This is a genomic window from Variovorax saccharolyticus (genome assembly GCF_030316765.1).
In the GTDB taxonomy this organism is placed as follows: domain Bacteria; phylum Pseudomonadota; class Gammaproteobacteria; order Burkholderiales; family Burkholderiaceae_C; genus Variovorax; species Variovorax saccharolyticus.
In genome coordinates, this window is the sequence record NZ_JASZYT010000002.1 from 221,508 (window position 1) to 236,307 (window position 14,800).

At 68.4% G+C, this 14,800-nt stretch carries 17 protein-coding genes; 6 read left to right on the forward strand and 11 right to left on the reverse strand.

Annotated elements, in window-relative coordinates; all coding sequences use genetic code 11:
- Positions 1-34 precede the first annotated feature (34 nt).
- Positions 35-1,078, reverse strand: a complete 1,044-nt coding sequence (locus QTI45_RS07100; protein WP_286371030.1) for a type IV pilus twitching motility protein PilT — start codon at positions 1,076-1,078, stop codon at positions 35-37.
- Positions 1,079-1,117: 39 nt separating this feature from the next.
- Here QTI45_RS07100 and QTI45_RS07105 point away from each other — a divergent pair, with 39 nt between their 5' ends.
- Complete coding sequence (locus tag QTI45_RS07105; protein WP_286653886.1) at positions 1,118-1,804, forward strand: YggS family pyridoxal phosphate-dependent enzyme; 687 nt, start codon at positions 1,118-1,120, stop codon at positions 1,802-1,804.
- 68 nt (positions 1,805-1,872) lie between these two features.
- On the opposite strand, the gene QTI45_RS07110 is transcribed toward QTI45_RS07105, so the two are convergent.
- The 4 genes from QTI45_RS07110 to QTI45_RS07125 form a co-directional block, all read right to left on the reverse strand.
- Positions 1,873-2,154: a helix-turn-helix domain-containing protein gene (locus tag QTI45_RS07110; protein ID WP_286653887.1), complete on the reverse strand. Its 282-nt coding sequence runs from the start codon at positions 2,152-2,154 to the stop codon at positions 1,873-1,875.
- A 58-nt stretch (positions 2,155-2,212) separates the two neighbouring features.
- Entirely contained in the window at positions 2,213-2,551 is a 339-nt protein-coding gene (locus QTI45_RS07115) for a type II toxin-antitoxin system RelE/ParE family toxin (protein ID WP_286653888.1), read from the reverse strand.
- A gap of 108 nt (positions 2,552-2,659) precedes the next feature.
- The gene (locus tag QTI45_RS07120; protein WP_286653889.1) at positions 2,660-2,878 is read right to left on the reverse strand and encodes a tautomerase family protein; all 219 of its coding nucleotides are present in this window, start codon (positions 2,876-2,878) and stop codon (positions 2,660-2,662) included.
- Between the two features lie 6 nt (positions 2,879-2,884).
- The gene (locus tag QTI45_RS07125; protein WP_286653890.1) at positions 2,885-3,601 is read right to left on the reverse strand and encodes an SDR family NAD(P)-dependent oxidoreductase; all 717 of its coding nucleotides are present in this window, start codon (positions 3,599-3,601) and stop codon (positions 2,885-2,887) included.
- Between the two features lie 125 nt (positions 3,602-3,726).
- Between QTI45_RS07125 and QTI45_RS07130 the strand changes: the two genes are divergently transcribed.
- Complete coding sequence (locus QTI45_RS07130; RefSeq protein ID WP_286653891.1) at positions 3,727-4,644, forward strand: LysR family transcriptional regulator; 918 nt, start codon at positions 3,727-3,729, stop codon at positions 4,642-4,644.
- Here QTI45_RS07130 and QTI45_RS07135 read toward each other — a convergent pair.
- Positions 4,641-5,123 carry an Lrp/AsnC ligand binding domain-containing protein gene (locus QTI45_RS07135; protein ID WP_286371035.1) on the reverse strand — a complete coding sequence of 161 codons (483 nt, stop codon included), beginning with the start codon at positions 5,121-5,123 and terminating at the stop codon, positions 4,641-4,643. The genes QTI45_RS07130 and QTI45_RS07135 overlap by 4 nt on opposite strands.
- A gap of 91 nt (positions 5,124-5,214) precedes the next feature.
- Between QTI45_RS07135 and QTI45_RS07140 the strand changes: the two genes are divergently transcribed.
- The 4 genes from QTI45_RS07140 (at position 5,215) to QTI45_RS07155 (ending at position 10,905) form a co-directional block, all read left to right on the forward strand.
- Positions 5,215-8,169 carry an L-glutamate gamma-semialdehyde dehydrogenase gene (locus QTI45_RS07140; RefSeq protein WP_286653892.1) on the forward strand — a complete coding sequence of 985 codons (2,955 nt, stop codon included), beginning with the start codon at positions 5,215-5,217 and terminating at the stop codon, positions 8,167-8,169.
- A gap of 84 nt (positions 8,170-8,253) precedes the next feature.
- Entirely contained in the window at positions 8,254-9,528 is a 1,275-nt protein-coding gene (locus tag QTI45_RS07145; RefSeq protein WP_286371037.1) for a Glu/Leu/Phe/Val family dehydrogenase, read from the forward strand.
- Positions 9,529-9,533: 5 nt separating this feature from the next.
- Positions 9,534-10,151, forward strand: coding sequence for a nucleoside/nucleotide kinase family protein (locus tag QTI45_RS07150; RefSeq protein WP_444813264.1), 618 nt, complete (start codon positions 9,534-9,536; stop codon positions 10,149-10,151).
- Positions 10,152-10,248: 97 nt separating this feature from the next.
- The gene (locus QTI45_RS07155) at positions 10,249-10,905 is read left to right on the forward strand and encodes a DUF2242 domain-containing protein (RefSeq protein WP_444813256.1); all 657 of its coding nucleotides are present in this window, start codon (positions 10,249-10,251) and stop codon (positions 10,903-10,905) included.
- 6 nt (positions 10,906-10,911) lie between these two features.
- Here the strand turns inward: QTI45_RS07155 and QTI45_RS07160 are convergent, their stop codons facing one another.
- The 5 genes from QTI45_RS07160 to QTI45_RS07180 form a co-directional block, all read right to left on the reverse strand.
- Entirely contained in the window at positions 10,912-11,262 is a 351-nt protein-coding gene (locus QTI45_RS07160; protein WP_286371040.1) for a response regulator, read from the reverse strand.
- A 154-nt stretch (positions 11,263-11,416) separates the two neighbouring features.
- Entirely contained in the window at positions 11,417-11,638 is a 222-nt protein-coding gene (locus QTI45_RS07165) for a hypothetical protein (RefSeq protein ID WP_286653895.1), read from the reverse strand.
- Positions 11,639-11,751: 113 nt separating this feature from the next.
- On the reverse strand, positions 11,752-12,663 hold the full coding sequence (gene rocF, locus QTI45_RS07170) for an arginase (RefSeq protein ID WP_286371042.1): 912 nt from the start codon (positions 12,661-12,663) through the stop codon (positions 11,752-11,754).
- Positions 12,664-12,747: 84 nt separating this feature from the next.
- Complete coding sequence (locus QTI45_RS07175; RefSeq protein WP_286653896.1) at positions 12,748-13,995, reverse strand: branched-chain amino acid ABC transporter substrate-binding protein; 1,248 nt, start codon at positions 13,993-13,995, stop codon at positions 12,748-12,750.
- Between the two features lie 40 nt (positions 13,996-14,035).
- Positions 14,036-14,728 (reverse strand): TetR/AcrR family transcriptional regulator, encoded by a 693-nt coding sequence (locus tag QTI45_RS07180; protein WP_286371044.1) that lies wholly within the window; start codon positions 14,726-14,728, stop codon positions 14,036-14,038.
- Positions 14,729-14,800 lie beyond the last annotated feature (72 nt).

Genomic DNA, 14,800 nt, shown 5'->3' on the forward strand with positions numbered 1-14,800 from the left:
GACGGTACTCCGGTGCGGCTGGGCAAGGGCTGGGTCAGCCGGGGAAATTCTCGGGGATCTTGGCCTTTCCGCGCGCTTCGGCGGCGGAAATGACACTGCGCCGCACCAGGTCGGTGAGGTTCTGGTCGAGCGTCTGCATGCCCTGGCCGCTGCCGGTCTGGATCGACGAATACATCTGCGCCACCTTGCCCTCGCGGATCAGGTTGCGGATGGCGGGCGTGCCCAGCATGATCTCGTGCGCCGCCACGCGGCCCTGGCCGTCCTTGGTCTTGCACAGGGTTTGCGAGATCACGGCCTGCAGCGACTCCGACAGCATGGCGCGGATCATTTCCTTTTCTTCGCCGGGGAAGACGTCGATGATCCGGTCGATGGTCTTGGCCGCCGACGAGGTGTGCAGGGTGCCGAACACCAGGTGGCCGGTCTCGGCCGCGGTCATCGCCAGGCGGATGGTTTCGAGATCGCGCATTTCGCCGACCAGGATCGCGTCCGGGTCCTCGCGCAGCGCCGAGCGCAGCGCATTGGCGAACGACAGCGTCATCGGCCCGACCTCGCGCTGGTTGATCAGGCACTTCTTGGAATCGTGGACGAATTCGATCGGGTCCTCGACCGTGAGGATGTGGCCGTACTCGGTTTCGTTCAGGTAGTTGATCATCGCCGCCAGCGTGGTCGACTTGCCGGAACCGGTCGGGCCGGTGACCAGCACCAGGCCGCGCGGCTTGAGCGCCAGATCGCCGAAAATCTTCGGCGCGTTGAGCTGCTCGAGCGTGAGGATCTTCGACGGAATGGTCCGGAAAACCGCCGCCGCGCCGCGCGACTGGTTGAAGGCGTTGACGCGGAAGCGCGCCAGGCCGTCGATCTCGAACGAGAAGTCGACCTCCAGGAACTCTTCGTAGTGCTTGCGGTGCGTGTCGCTCATGATGTCGTACACCATGGCGTGCACGGCCTTGTGATCGAGCGCGTCGACATTGATGCGGCGCACGTCGCCGTGGACCCGGATCATGGGCGGCAGCCCGGCCGAGAGATGCAGGTCGGACGCCTTGTTCTTGACGCTGAAGGCGAGCAGTTGGGTAATGTCCACGCAGTTCCTCGGTGACGTTTTGATACGACTTTGAAGATTATGACGATGATTGGCGACAAGCTCCAGCAAGTTCGGACCCGGATCGTGACGGCTTGCACGGCCGCCGGACGCGATCCGGCGAGCGTGCGCTTGCTCGCGGTGTCCAAGACTTTCGACGCCGCGGCGGTGCGTGCGGCGCATGCGGCCGGCCAGCGGGCCTTCGGCGAGAACTATGTCCAGGAAGGCGTGGCCAAGATCGAAGCCCTGGCCGATCTGCGCGCAGAGCTCGAATGGCACTGCATCGGCCCCCTGCAGAGCAACAAGACGCGGGTGGTGGCCGAGCATTTCGACTGGGTGCACAGCATCGATCGGCTGAAGATCGCCGAGCGGCTGGCCGAGCAGCGGCCGACCGGCCTGCCGCCGCTCCAGGTCTGCCTGCAGGTCAATGTGGATGGCGGCGCGAACAAGTCCGGCGTGGCGCCGGAAGATGCGCTGGCACTGGCGCAGGCCGTGGCGGCTTTGCCACGTTTGCGGCTGCGCGGGCTGATGGCGATCCCGGAACCAGCGCCGGATTTCGAGTCGCAGCGGGCGCTTTTCCTGCGGGCGGCTGCGGTTTTCGAGCAGATCCGGGCGGCCGGCATCGAACTCGACACCCTGTCGCTGGGCATGTCGGCCGATCTCGAGGCTGCGGTCGCGGCGGGCAGCACGATGGTCCGCGTGGGCACGGCGATCTTCGGCCAGCGCTGACACCCCTTCCAGTCAGGATGCTCACCGTTTCTGTTTGAAGCGGCGCAAAGCAGCAGGTTTCGAGAAACTCAGGCGGCTTCGACCACTCGCATTTCGACGTGAAGCCCGGCAGCCGTGGCCATGTTCACCAGCGCATCGAGGCCGAACAGGTTGATCTTGCCGCGCATCAGGTCGGAGACACGCGGCTGAGTCACACCCAAGAGTTTGGCGGCCTGCGCTTGGCTCATTTCAGTACGGAGCAGGTGGTTTTTCAGCGCGGTCAGCAGGACGGAACGCAGCTTCATGTTTTCCGCTTCTTCCGGGGTGTCCTCGATGGCATCCCAGACGCTGGCGAAACGTTGCTTGCTCATCAGATGACCTCCGTGCTGCGCACAGCAATGCGAGCGCCTTCGGGCGGCCGGGCGGCGCTCATAGGCCCAACTCTTTCACCAGCTCGCGGTACCGCTTGGCGGCCAAGTCCACATCGGCCTTGCTGGTCTTTGCGGTCTTCTTCTGAAAGCAGTGAAGCACGTAAATGGCATCCGCGAACTTGGCAACGTAGATGACCCGAAACGCTCCGGCTGAATCCTGAATCCGGATTTCCTTCACGCCCCGGCCCACGTTGTTCATGGGCTTCCAGTCGTCCGGCTCCTCGCCGTTTTGCACTTGGTCGAGTTGATGGCCCGCTTCGCGCTTGACCGAGAGCGGAAAGGCGCGAAGGTCATCGAGTGAACTGCCCCGGAACTCGACGGGCTTCGGACTGGTCATTTCGGATCATACAAAATTTTGTATGTTCTTGGCAAACCCAGGCCTTGGTCCGGGAGGTAGGGGGCGGGGCAGACGGACCGGGCAGGCATCTCGCTTCGGTTCGCATCTTCACCTGCTCCGAGCCGCGGCTTGCGCGCGGCGCCACTCGGCAACCGGTTGCCCGCCCACCCCCCAGTTGTCCAGATCCACTTCGTCGATCACGACGAAGGTGGTGGCCGGGTCCTTGTCGAGCACGCGCACCATCAGCTCGGTGGCGCCGGCGATCAGCTGCTTCTTCTGTTCCTGGGTCACGCCTTCGCGCGTGATCTCGATCCTGATGTAGGGCATGGCGGATCACCAGTGGCCGGCGGCCTGCCCGCCGTCGACGTGAAGGATCTCGCCGGTCACGAACTTCGCGTTCTCGAGGAACAGCACCGCGTCGACGATCTCTTCCGTTTCGCCCATCCGGCCCAGCGGATGCAGGCCGCTGAGCGCCGCATGGGTCTCCGGCGGATGCATCGGCGTCTTGACGATGCCGGGCGAGACCGCGTTCACGCGGATGCCGCGCGATGCGTACTCGATGGCCAGCGACTTGGTGGCGGCGTTCAGGCCGCCCTTGGTCAGCGACGCGAGAACCGACGGCACGCCGTTGATCGGCTGGTCGGCCAGGCTGGTCGTGATCTGGACGATGTGGCCCGAGCCCTGGGCTTCCATCCGCTGCACGGCCAGCTGGCTGACGTGGAAGAAGCTGGCGAGGTTGGTGCCGATGTTCGCCGCCCAGTCCTCGCTGGTGAACTGGGTGAATGGCTTGGCCGTGAAGATGCCGGCGTTGTTGACCAGCGTGTCGATGCGGCCGAAGCGCTCCACGCCCTGGCTGAAGATCCGCTCTGCCGTCGCGCGCTCGGCGACGTCGCCTGCAACCGCCAGGATGTCCGGATCGCTGCTGGCGCCGATCGAACGGGAGTTGGCAACGACCCTGAAACCAGCCTTGCGGTAGGCCTGGACGAGCGCGGCACCGATGCCGCTGGAGGCGCCTGTGATGACGGCGACCTTGGAAACGTTGGAGGTCATGGAGAAGGTCCTTTTGAAGTGGAGCCTCGACTTTATTGATGTTCTTTTGTTTGATAAATCATGTGTAAAACACATCTATAAATACATGGTGTAATGAATAAGGCAAGTCAACGAAGCGAGAAGCCATGAATCGACAATTCGACGACGTGATGCTGGGCAGCATCGAACTGTTCTGCCTGGCCGCCGAGCAAGGCAGCTTCACGGCCGCGGCCGCGGCCGCTTCGGTGACGCCGGCGGCCGTCAGTCGTTCGGTCTCGCGGCTGGAGGAGCGGCTGGGCGTGCGGCTCTTCACGCGGACGACCCGGCAGATGCGGCTGACCGAGGCTGGGCGCGGCTATTTCGAGCAGTGCCGGCAAGCCCTGAACCAGCTGGTCGAGGCCGAGCGGGAGGCCTCCGGCCACCAGCTCGCGCCGTCCGGCCTGGTGCGCATCAGCGCGCCGACCACCTACGGCCACTACCGTCTGCTGCCGCTGTTGCCGGCCTTTCGCGAGCGCTTTCCGGCCGTGAAGGTCGAGGTCAACGTCAGCAACCGCAACATCGACTTCGCGGAAGAGGGCTACGACCTGGCGATACGGGCCCGGGCGACCGCCGACTCGACCCTGGTTTCGCGCCTGCTGGAAGACACGCCGCTGGTCGTCGTCGCCTCGCCCGACTATCTGCGGCGCCGCGGAACGCCCGTGACCCTCGACGAACTGCAGGCCCACGAGTGCATCCAGTTCGAGCTGCCCAGCAGCGGACGCGCCATTCCGTGGTTGTTCCGGCGCGACGGGCAGGAACTCGAGCTGCAGACCGCCGGCGGTTATGCGTGTTCGGACGATGTGACCGCCGGCGCCACCCTGGCGCGCCACGGCGCCGGCGTGTTCCAGGCCTATCGCTTCGTGGTCGAGGAGGACCTGCGCGCCGGCCGGCTGGTCGAACTGCTGCGGGATTTCGGCGGCCGTTCGCGGCCGCACAGCCTGCTGTATCCGCACCGGCGCTTCGTGCCGCTGCGGGTGCGCGTGTTCGTCGACTACCTGCTCGGCGAACGTCCGGCGGCGGCCTAGCCCGGCAGCGGAATCCGCGCGCTGCTCTTCACCTCCTCCATCACCGCGTAGGTGCGCGTCTCCCGCACCCCGGGCAGCTGCCACAGCACCGTGCCGGCGAAGTCGCGGTAGGCCGTCATGTCGGCCATGCGGGTCTTGAGCAGGTAGTCGAAGCCGCCAGCGACCATGTGGCACTCCATGATCTCGTCGCGCACCTGCACCGCGGCCTTGAAGGCATCGAAGACGTTGGGCGTGGTGCGGTCGAGCAGCACCTCGACGAAGACCGTGAAGCCGCGGCCCAGCTTGTGCGGATCGAGCCGGGCCTCGTAGCCGAGGATGAAGCCGTCGCGCGCGAGGCGCTGCACCCGCGCCAGCACGGCGGTAGGCGACAGCGCCACGGCCTCGGCCAGCTTGAGGTTCGAGATTCGGCCGTCTTCCTGAAGAACCTTCAGGATTTTCATGTCGATGCGGTCGAGATCGGCGGTTGATTCGTTTGTCATTAGCGAATTATCCGGTCGACAGATGAATTTTGGTGAATAACTCAGCAGCGGAAGGCGGAGCATCGCTGCCATCGACCACCGGAGTTTCGCCATGCGCCTGCCCAGCCCCTACCGCCCCGAAGCCGACATCGTCTCGCACCGCCTCGCCTCGCTGAAGGGCGCCCTCGACTGGGCGGCCATCGTGCCCCTGGCCACGCCCTGGGTGCGCGCCGTGCGCCACAGTCCGCCGCCGTTCTGGGCCATGGAGAGCTTGCTGCGCGAATACCCGATCTCGAGCGCCGAGGGCCTGGCGCTGATGCGGCTGGCCGAGGCGCTGCTGCGGGTGCCCGACGCCGAGACCGCGATCGCGCTGACCGCCGACCAGCTGGGCCGCGCCAATTTCGAGAGCAGCGCCGACTCGACCCTGGCGCGGCTGTCGTCCTCGGCGATCGCGCTGTCGAAGAAGTTCCTGCCCGACCAGGAGGCCGAGCCGGGCCTGATGGCCAGGCTGGGCGCCCGCACCGTGGTCGCCGCGACCCTGCGCGCGGTGCAGCTGCTGGGCCGCCAGTTCGTGCTCGGCCAGACCATCGAGGAGGGAATGGCCGAGGCCCGGTCGGCCCACAGGAAACATTCGGCGCTGCGCTTCAGCTACGACATGCTGGGCGAGGGCGCGCGCACCGACGCCGATGCGCTGCGCTACCTCGACAGCTACGTCAACGCGATCCATTCGATCGCCGCCGGCGCCGACCGCGCCGCATCGCCCGAGCAGAACGACGGCATCTCGATCAAGCTCAGCGCGCTGCATCCGCGCTACGAGGACGCGCAGCACGAGCGCGTGATGCGCGAGCTGGTGCCGCGCGTGTGGCAGCTGTGCCTGCTCGCCGCCGACGCCAATCTCAACCTCACGATCGACGCCGAGGAGGTCGATCGGCTCGAACTCTCGCTCGAGGTCTTCGAAGCGCTGGCCGAGAAGGTGGCAGCCGAGAGGCCGCAGTGGCGCGGCTTCGGCCTCGCGATGCAGGCCTACCAGACGCGCGCGCTGGAGCTGATCGAACACGTCGCCGGCATCGGCCGCAGACACGGGCTGCGGCTGATGTGCCGGCTGGTCAAGGGCGCCTACTGGGACGCCGAGATCAAGCGCGCCCAGGAACTCGGCCTGCCGCACTACCCGGTCTTCACGCACAAGCACCACACCGACCTCAGCTACCTGGCCTGCGCGCGGGCGTTGCTGGCGGCGCCGGATGCGATCTACCCGCAGTTCGCGACCCACAACGCGGGCACGATCGCGGCCATCCTGCGGATGGCGGGCAGCGTGCCGTTCGAATTGCAGCGGCTGCACGGAATGGGCGAGGGGATCTACCGCGAGGGCATGAAGAGCACCAGCGTGCCGGTGCGCGTCTACGCCCCGGTCGGCCGCCACAAGGACCTGCTGGCCTACCTGGTGCGCCGATTGCTCGAGAACGGCGCCAACTCGTCTTTCGTGAACCAGCTCGGCGACGAATCCGTCGGCATGGACGAACTGCTGGTGTCGCCGCTGTGGCTCGACCGCCATGCCTCGCTGCCGCTGCCGCCCGAGCTCTACGGGCCGCCACCGGCGCGGCGCAACAGCAGCGGCGTCGACCTGACGGTCGAGGCGATGCGCGCGCCGCTGCTGGCGGCCCACGCGGCCACCGCGGTGCCGGCGGTGCCGGAATTCGACGCCCAGCGCGCCGAAGCGGCGGTCGCCGCCTCGGCCACGGCCTGCCGCACCTGGACCCGCACGCCGGTCGGCCTGCGCGCGGCCACGTTGCGCCATGCGGCCGACGCGCTGCAGGCCGAACTGCCGCGCTTCTGTGCCCTGCTGGTCAAGGAGGCCTTCAAGACCTGGGGCGACGCGGTGGCCGAAGTGCGCGAGGCGGTCGACTTCCTGCGCTACTACGCCGACGAGGCCGAGCGGCTGATGCAGCCGGTGGCGCTGCCCGGGCCGACCGGCGAGAGCAACGAGCTGCGCCTGACCGGCCGCGGCCCCTGGGTCTGCATCAGCCCCTGGAATTTCCCGCTGGCGATCTTCCTGGGCCAGGTGGCGGCGGCACTGGCGACCGGCAACACGGTGCTGGCCAAGCCGGCCGAGCAGACGCCGGCGGTCGCGCTGGAGGCGGTGCGCCTGCTGCATGCCGCCGGCGTGCCGGCGGATGCTCTGCAACTGCTGCACGGGCCGGGCGAGACCGTCGGCGCCGCGCTGGTCGCGGCGCCCGGCGTGGCCGGCGTGGTGTTCACCGGCTCGACCCAGGTGGCGAAGATCATCCATCGCGCGCTGGCGGCCAAGGACGGCGCTATCGTGCCGCTGATCGCCGAGACCGGCGGCATCAACGCGATGCTGGTCGACTCCAGCGCGCTGCCCGAGCAGGTGGTCGACGCGGTGGTGCAAAGCGCCTTCCGCTCGGCCGGCCAGCGCTGCTCGGCGCTGCGCCTGCTGCTGCTGCACGAGGCGATCGCCGAGCCGGTGATCGAGATGATCCGGGGCGCGGCCAGCGAACTGTGCGCCGGCGACCCGGCCCTGCTGGCCACCGATGTCGGCCCGGTGATCGACTGCGAGGCCTTCGAGAACATCCAGCGGCATCTGCGGCGGCTGGATTCGGAGGCCACGGTGCTGTTCGCGCCCGGGGCGGCGGCGCCGGCGGCCGACAACCTGATTCCGCCCCACGCCTACGAGGTGCCGGCCATCGACCGCGTGACGGCCGAGATCTTCGGCCCGGTGCTGCAGGTGGTGCGTTGGTCGGGCGAGCCGCAGGCCGTGATCGAGGCGGTCAACCGGCTGGGCTTCGGGCTTACGCTGGGCATCCAGACCCGCATCGACAGCCGGGCCCTGGCGCTGGCGGCGCGCGCCCACGTGGGCAACGTCTACGTCAACCGCAACATCATCGGCGCCGTCGTCGGCGTCCAGCCTTTCGGTGGCGAGGGCCTCAGCGGCACCGGTCCGAAGGCCGGCGGCCCGCACTACCTGCTTCGCTTCTGCGCGGAGCAGACGCTCACCATCAACACCACCGCCGCCGGCGGCAACGCGGCCCTGCTTGCCGCCATCGCATAACCGCCAAAGCAACGCGCATAGGCATGGCGCGACGGCCGCACCAGGACTATCGTGGCGCCTGTCCGTTCAACACCAAGGATCGCCATGAGCTCCGAACTCTCCTACGTCCACCCGACCGCCAACAGCCCGTGGGGCACCTACCTGTCCCAAGTGGATCGCGTCGTCCCCTACCTCGGTGGACTGGCCCGCTGGGCCGAGACCCTCAAGCGCCCGAAGCGGGCGCTGATCGTCGACGTGCCGATCGAGATGGACGACGGCTCGATCGCCCACTTCGAGGGCTACCGGGTGCAGCACAACATGTCGCGCGGCCCGGGCAAGGGCGGCGTGCGCTTCCACCCCGACGTCACGCTCGAGGAAGTGATGGCGCTGTCGGCCTGGATGACGGTCAAGACGGCCGCGGTCAACCTGCCCTACGGCGGCGCCAAGGGCGGCATCCGGGTCGACCCGAAGAAGCTGTCGCTGAAGGAGCTGGAAAAGGTCACGCGCCGCTACACCAGCGAGATCGGCATCATCATCGGCCCGCACACCGACATCCCGGCCCCCGACGTCAACACCAACGCCCAGATCATGGCCTGGATGATGGACACCTACTCGATGAACGTCGGCGGCACCGCCACCGGCGTCGTCACCGGCAAGCCGCTGCACCTGGGCGGCTCGCTGGGCCGGGTCAAGGCCACCGGCCGCGGCGTCTTCGTGACCGGCCGCGAGGCGGCGCGCCGGCTCGGGCTCGACCTGCGCGGCGCCCGCATCGCGGTGCAGGGCTTCGGCAACGTGGGCTCGGTGGCGGCCGAGCTGTTCGCCGAGGCCGGCGCAAAAATCGTCGCGGTGCAGGACCACACCGGCACCATCCTCAACGAGAACGGGCTCGACCTCGCAGGGCTGGTGCCGGCCTCGCGCACGCCGGGCGGCGCCGTGAGCTTCAAGGGCGGCGACGTGGTGCCCAACGAGCAGTTCTGGGACGTCGCCTGCGACATCCTGATCCCGGCCGCGCTCGAAGGCCAGATCACGGCCGAACGGGCCCAGAAGACCAAGGCCAAGCTGGTGCTAGAGGGCGCCAACGGCCCCACGGTGCCGACCGCCGACGACATCCTGGCCGAACGCGGCGTGCTGGTGGTGCCCGACGTGATCTGCAACGCCGGCGGCGTGACGGTCAGCTACTTCGAGTGGGTGCAGGACTTCTCGTCCTTCTTCTGGGACGAGGACGAGATCAACGTGCGCCTGGACCGCATCATGATGAACGCGCTCAACAACATCTGGGACACCGCCGACAAGCACAAGATCACGCTGCGCACCGCCACCTACGCGGTGGCCTGCGAGCGGATCCTGATGGCTCGCCAGGAGCGCGGCCTGTACCCGTGATCCGGCTGCCCGCCGCCGACCTGGCGCGTGTCGAGTCGCTGCTGGCCCGTGGCGGGCGGCGGCTGCTCGGGCTGGTCGGCGCGCCGGGTTCCGGCAAGTCGACCGTGGCGCAGGCGCTGCTCGAGGCCTTTCCCGATCGCGCCCAGGTGGTGCCGATGGATGGCTTCCACCTGGCCGGCACCGAACTCGAGCGGCTGGGCCGGGCCGATCGCAAGGGCGCGCCCGACACCTTCGACAGCGCCGGCTACGTGGCGCTGCTGCATCGCCTTCGGACCCAGCCGGCCGGCGAGGTCGTCTATGCGCCCGAGTTCCGCCGCGAGATCGAGGAGCCGGTCGCCGGCGCGATCGCGGTGCGGCCCGACACCCCGCTGGTCATCACCGAAGGCAACTACCTGCTGCTGGACGACGGCCACTGGGCCGGTGCGGCACCGCTGCTCGACGAGGTCTGGTACGTGGAGGTCGACGACACGCTGCGCCTGGAGCGCCTGCTGAGCCGGCACCAGCAGTTCGGCCGCAGCCGCGAGGCGGCGCTGGCCTGGGTGGCGCGGACCGACGAGCCCAATGCGCGGCGGATCGCCGCCACGCGCGGCCGGGCGCATCACCTGCTGCGCCTGGACGCCTGAACCGGGGAACGCCGGCGCATCCCTGATGTCAAAGCTGGGCCGCGCCCCCGCGGCTTGCTAGCATTCCGCCTCCGCTTCCGCCACCCAGATGCACTCCATGCGCCTTCCGTCCTGCCGCGCAGTTGCCACCGTGCTGCTGCTCTCGTCCCTGCTCGCCGGCTGCAGCCTGACCGCGCCGCGCCGCGTGTCCTACGAGCCGGAAGAGTTCGATTCCACCACCACCCACACGCGCAGCTATGCCGCCAACGAGGCCCAGACCTGCGAGGCGGCGCGGCGCGCCCTTCTGAGCCAGGGCTACATGGTGACCGCGGCCAATGCCGACCTGGTGACCGGCCGCAAGAGCTTCCAGCCGGCCGCCGAGGTGCACGTGGAGGTGGAGTTCAGGGTCGTCTGCGCGCGCGAGGGCAATGGCCGCGACGGCGCCCGCAGCACCATCGCCTTCGCCAGCGCGCTGCAGGATCGCTACGGCATCAAGAAGGTCAACAACTCGGCCACCGTCGGCGTCGGCGCGATCGGCTCGCTGTCGCTGCCCTTCAGCTCCAGCGACGATGCGCTGGTCAAGGTGGCGAGCGAAACCCTGACCGACGAGCGCTTCTACGACCGCTTCTTCTCGCTGATCGACCGTTTCCTGCCGGCCTCGGCCGAGGGCAAGCCGGCCGAAGCCAAGCCGGCCGAGGCCTCGCCGGTGGTCACGCCCCGGCCGCTGATCGAGGCGCCGCTGACGCCGGTGCCGCTGTCGCCTTCGCGCGGCTGAGCGGCTTCAGGCGGGCAGTCCGGAGCGGGTCCGGGCCAGGGCGGCTTCGAGTTGTTCGACGCTGAAGGGCTTCTGCAGCCACACCGCATTCGGGATCGGCGTCGGCGGTGCCGGCCGCCCGGTGGCGAAGATGACGTCGAGCTTGTCGAGCCGGTGGCGGGTGCGGAGGATGTCGGCCAGGTCCAGGCCGGACAACGCGGGCAGGCCGACGTCGGTCATCAGGACGTCGAAGGCCTTGTCATAGAAGCGGTCCTTGGCGCTCTCGGCGCTGCGCACCCCGGTCGCCCAGTGCCCCAGCAGCTGCAGCATCTCGACCGTGGCCGCCAAGGTGTCGGCATCGTCTTCCACCACGAGCACGCGCAGGCCTCTGGCGTGTTCCTCTGTCGTTGGTCCGTTGATTGGCATCGTCGTGTCTTGGGCTGGGAGCACGACTCTAGCGGCGCCCAGGCCGCGCGTCCTTCCGCGAACTCGCCTTTACGCGTAGGAAAGCGGCTCGAAGCGCGCCCTGCCCTCAGAGTGCGACCGCACGGGCCGCGTAGGCCGGCAGGCCGTTCAGTCCGCAGAGGCGCTGGAGCACGCCGTAGCCCTGTGCCAGGGCCGCCGAGTAGGTCGCGAACGAACGCTCGGCGCGGTGCAGGGGCTCGAAGCGGCCGTCGCGCCGGACGTCTTCGTGGATCACCCAGAAATACGATCCATCCGCCGGTTGCTCCACCAGCAGTCCAATCTTGCGCACGCCCATCTTGCTTCTCGGTATCAAAAAAGAATACTTAAGAATGTAGTTCCAGGGTGCGGATTCGCCGCGGGAGAAAAGTCACGGAGCGCCGCTTTTTGCGGCGGCGCATCGCCTCAGCGCACCAGCGTCGACTTGCCGAACAGGCTTTCGATCAGTTCGACCGCGATTTCCGCGGTCCGGTTGCGCACGTCGAGCGCCGGGTTGAGCTCGACCACGTCGAGCGAGCCCAGTCGCCCGGTATCGGCGATCATTTCCATGCACAGCTGCATCTCGCGCCAGGTCGGGCCGCCGCGCACGCCGGTGCCGACGCCCGGCGCGTAGTCCGGGTCGAGGCAGTCGAGGTCGAAGCTCACGTGCAGGTGGGTGTCGTCGTCGACGTCCTGCAGCGCCTCGGTCATCGTGGTGCGCATGCCGTGCTCGTCGATGTGGCGCATGTCGAAGACGCCGAGGCCGAGCGAGCGGATCGCCGACTTCTCCTCGGCATCGACGCTGCGGATGCCGAGGAAGCGGATCGCGTCGTGCGCCAGCGCGGCCGGCTCGCCGCTCCAGCCGGTGAGTGCCGCCGGCCCATGGCCCAGCAGGCACGAGACCGGCATGCCGTGCATGTTGCCGCTCGGGCTGGTGGTCTCGGTGTTGACGTCGGTATGGGCGTCGAGCCACAGCACCCGCAGCTTCTGCCGCCGCTGACGCACGTGGCGTGCGATCGCGCTGATCGAGCCGACCGCGATGCAGTGGTCGCCGCCCAGCAGCACCGGGAGCTGGCCGGCTTCCAGCGCCTGGTCGACCGCGTCATGGACCAGCCGGTTCCAGGCGATCACTTCGGGCAGGTGGTGCAGCCCTTCGGCCGGCACCTCCCAGGGCGTGCCCGGGCCAGCCAGGTTGCCGCCGTCGACGACCTCGAAGCCCAGCCCGGCCAGCGTGTTGGCGAGCCCCGCCACCCGCAAGGCGTCGGGGCCCATGCCGGCGCCTCGGGTGCTGGCGCCGATGTCGGTCGGCGCGCCGATCAGTCGAAGGGTGCGGGTCATGCGCGGCTCTCCTGTTGCACGGATCAGCCGCTACGGTAGCGCACGCCCATGACAAAGAGCAACCCGAACGAAGTTCCGGCGGGCTCAGGGGCGCTGCATCTTGCAGTCGGTGCCTTGCGCGAGTTCGTTGCCGCTGTAGATCGCATCGGTGCGGAAGCCGTAGTTGGTGCCTTCCCAGCCGACCTTGACCGCCTTGCCGTCGACCGGCGCGATCGTGTTGACCACCTGCGGCAGCAGCAGCTGGTGGTCTTCGGCGCGCATGCGCACCGGGCCGACCACCGACTCGAAGCTCAGGTCTTCCATCGCCAGCGCCACCTTGGCGGTGTCGGTGCTGCCGGCCTTGTTGATCGCTGCGGCCAGCAGCCGTGGCGTCATCTCGATGCGGGGCGCCAGGAAGTCCTTGCCGGTCCTGGCCTTGTAGCTCTTGGCGAGGGCGTCGACCTTGGGCGAATCGGCCTGGCCCGGATGCCACTCGGCGACCCAGGTGAGCTGGCCGAGCCTGGCCTGCGACACGGCCAGCACCGTGCCCGGCACCGAGCCCGCGCTGTGGTTGTAGTAGTGCAGGTCGTATCCGGCATCGCCCGCCGCCTTGAGCAGCAGGGTCATGTCCTGGCCCCAGTTGCCGGTGATCACCGAATCGGCGCCCGACTGCTTGATGTTGGCGAGATAGGGTGCGAAATCCTTGACGCGGCCGATCGGGTGCAGCGTCTCGCCGACGAACTGGACGTCGGGGCGCGCCAGTCCGACCAGCTGGCGGCCGTAGCCGGCCCATTGCTTGCCATGCGCGTAGTCCTGGTTCAACAGGTAGACCTTCTTGACCTCGGGCGTCTTCTTGATGGTGTTGGCGATCGCCTTCATCTTCATCGCGGTGTTGGCGTCGGTCTGGAAGTGCCAGAAGCTGCAGGACTTGCCCGTGAGCTCGGGGTCGATCGAGGAATGGTTGAGCACCAGCAGCTCCTTGCCGGGATTGCGCTGGTTCCAGCGGTTGACCGCCTGCACCAGCGCGCTCACCACCGAGGAGCCCGAGCCGCCCGTGACGATGGCGCGCGCCCCCTGGTCGATGGCCGCCTGCAGCGCGCTCTGGCTCTCCTGCGCCGACAGCTTGCTGTCGAACTGCAGCAGCTGCAGCCTGGTACCCCCGAGCACGCCGCCCTTGGCGTTGATGTCCTCGATCGCGTACTGCGTGTGCGTGAGCATCAGCTCGCCGACATTGGCGAAGGGGCCGGAGAGCGGATCGATGTAGGCGATCTTGTAGGTCTGCTGGGCGTGGGTGGCGCCGGCGGCGAACAGCACCGCGGCCGCGACGGGCGCGAGCAGGCAGGGGAACTTCATGGACGGTCTCCGTGGTTTGGAAGAGGGGAAGGCGCTTCTGTCAGGGCGCGCGCTCGCGCAGCCCGAGCACTCGCCATGCGAGCCGGCTGAGCTCGGCCGCCACCTCGTCGGGCGAGAGCCGGCCGTCGGGCCGGTACCAGCTGTAGAGGAAGCCGGGCAGGCTGAGCGCCGCGAAGGCGGTGATCTTGGTTTCGCCGAAGTCGAGGTCGCCGTCGCTGCGGGCCTGCTCCAGCAGTGGGAAGAGCTGGTCGTAGAAGTGATGGGCCAGCTTCTTCTGCGCCGCGATGTACTCCGGCCGGTAGACCTGCGGCTCCTTGTAGGCGAAGAAGGCGCAGGGGTGGTGCGCCACCGTCGCGCGGATCAAGCGCTCGATGCCTTCCTTGACCTTGTCGACCGCGCGGCGCGGGTCGCCGGCGGCGAAGTCCATGGCGGTGAAGCAGTCGACCGCGGGCCGCCAGGAGAGGGTTTCGAAGATCTCCTGCTTGTCGCGGAAGTAGTAGTAGACGAAGGGCTTCGTGACGTCGAGCGCGCGCACGATCTGCGCCATCGTGGTGTTGGCGTAGCCCTGCGCGGCGAACAGCTGCGCCGCCGCCTGCAGGATGCGCTCGCGCTGCACGTCGGTGCCGGCCGTGGCGGCGCGCTGCCGGCCGGTGCCCTGCGGCAGGTCGATGCGGGGAGAAGACGCATCCTCGCGCCCAGAGGGTTTGTGCGGTGTCGCCGAAGTTATACCCATGGGTAGGATCTTGGTGCACCATGCCGGCATTGGCAAGCGCCCGAGTTCTATCGATAACCCTGAGAGACTGAC

What these genes read in the sequence shown, in the direction of transcription:
- QTI45_RS07105 (WP_286653886.1), top strand. Translation starts at nt 1,118, where the DNA reads ATGACGATGATTGGCGACAAGCTCCAGCAAGTTCGGACCCGGATCGTG.
- QTI45_RS07110 (WP_286653887.1), bottom strand. Translation starts at nt 2,154, where the DNA reads ATGAGCAAGCAACGTTTCGCCAGCGTCTGGGATGCCATCGAGGACACC.
- QTI45_RS07115 (WP_286653888.1), bottom strand. Translation starts at nt 2,551, where the DNA reads ATGACCAGTCCGAAGCCCGTCGAGTTCCGGGGCAGTTCACTCGATGAC.
- QTI45_RS07120 (WP_286653889.1), bottom strand. Translation starts at nt 2,878, where the DNA reads ATGCCCTACATCAGGATCGAGATCACGCGCGAAGGCGTGACCCAGGAA.
- QTI45_RS07125 (WP_286653890.1), bottom strand. Translation starts at nt 3,601, where the DNA reads ATGACCTCCAACGTTTCCAAGGTCGCCGTCATCACAGGCGCCTCCAGC.
- QTI45_RS07130 (WP_286653891.1), top strand. Translation starts at nt 3,727, where the DNA reads ATGAATCGACAATTCGACGACGTGATGCTGGGCAGCATCGAACTGTTC.
- QTI45_RS07135 (WP_286371035.1), bottom strand. Translation starts at nt 5,123, where the DNA reads ATGACAAACGAATCAACCGCCGATCTCGACCGCATCGACATGAAAATC.
- QTI45_RS07140 (WP_286653892.1), top strand. Translation starts at nt 5,215, where the DNA reads ATGCGCCTGCCCAGCCCCTACCGCCCCGAAGCCGACATCGTCTCGCAC.
- QTI45_RS07145 (WP_286371037.1), top strand. Translation starts at nt 8,254, where the DNA reads ATGAGCTCCGAACTCTCCTACGTCCACCCGACCGCCAACAGCCCGTGG.
- QTI45_RS07155 (WP_444813256.1), top strand. Translation starts at nt 10,249, where the DNA reads ATGCGCCTTCCGTCCTGCCGCGCAGTTGCCACCGTGCTGCTGCTCTCG.
- rocF (WP_286371042.1), bottom strand. Translation starts at nt 12,663, where the DNA reads ATGACCCGCACCCTTCGACTGATCGGCGCGCCGACCGACATCGGCGCC.
- QTI45_RS07175 (WP_286653896.1), bottom strand. Translation starts at nt 13,995, where the DNA reads ATGAAGTTCCCCTGCCTGCTCGCGCCCGTCGCGGCCGCGGTGCTGTTC.
- QTI45_RS07180 (WP_286371044.1), bottom strand. Translation starts at nt 14,728, where the DNA reads ATGGGTATAACTTCGGCGACACCGCACAAACCCTCTGGGCGCGAGGAT.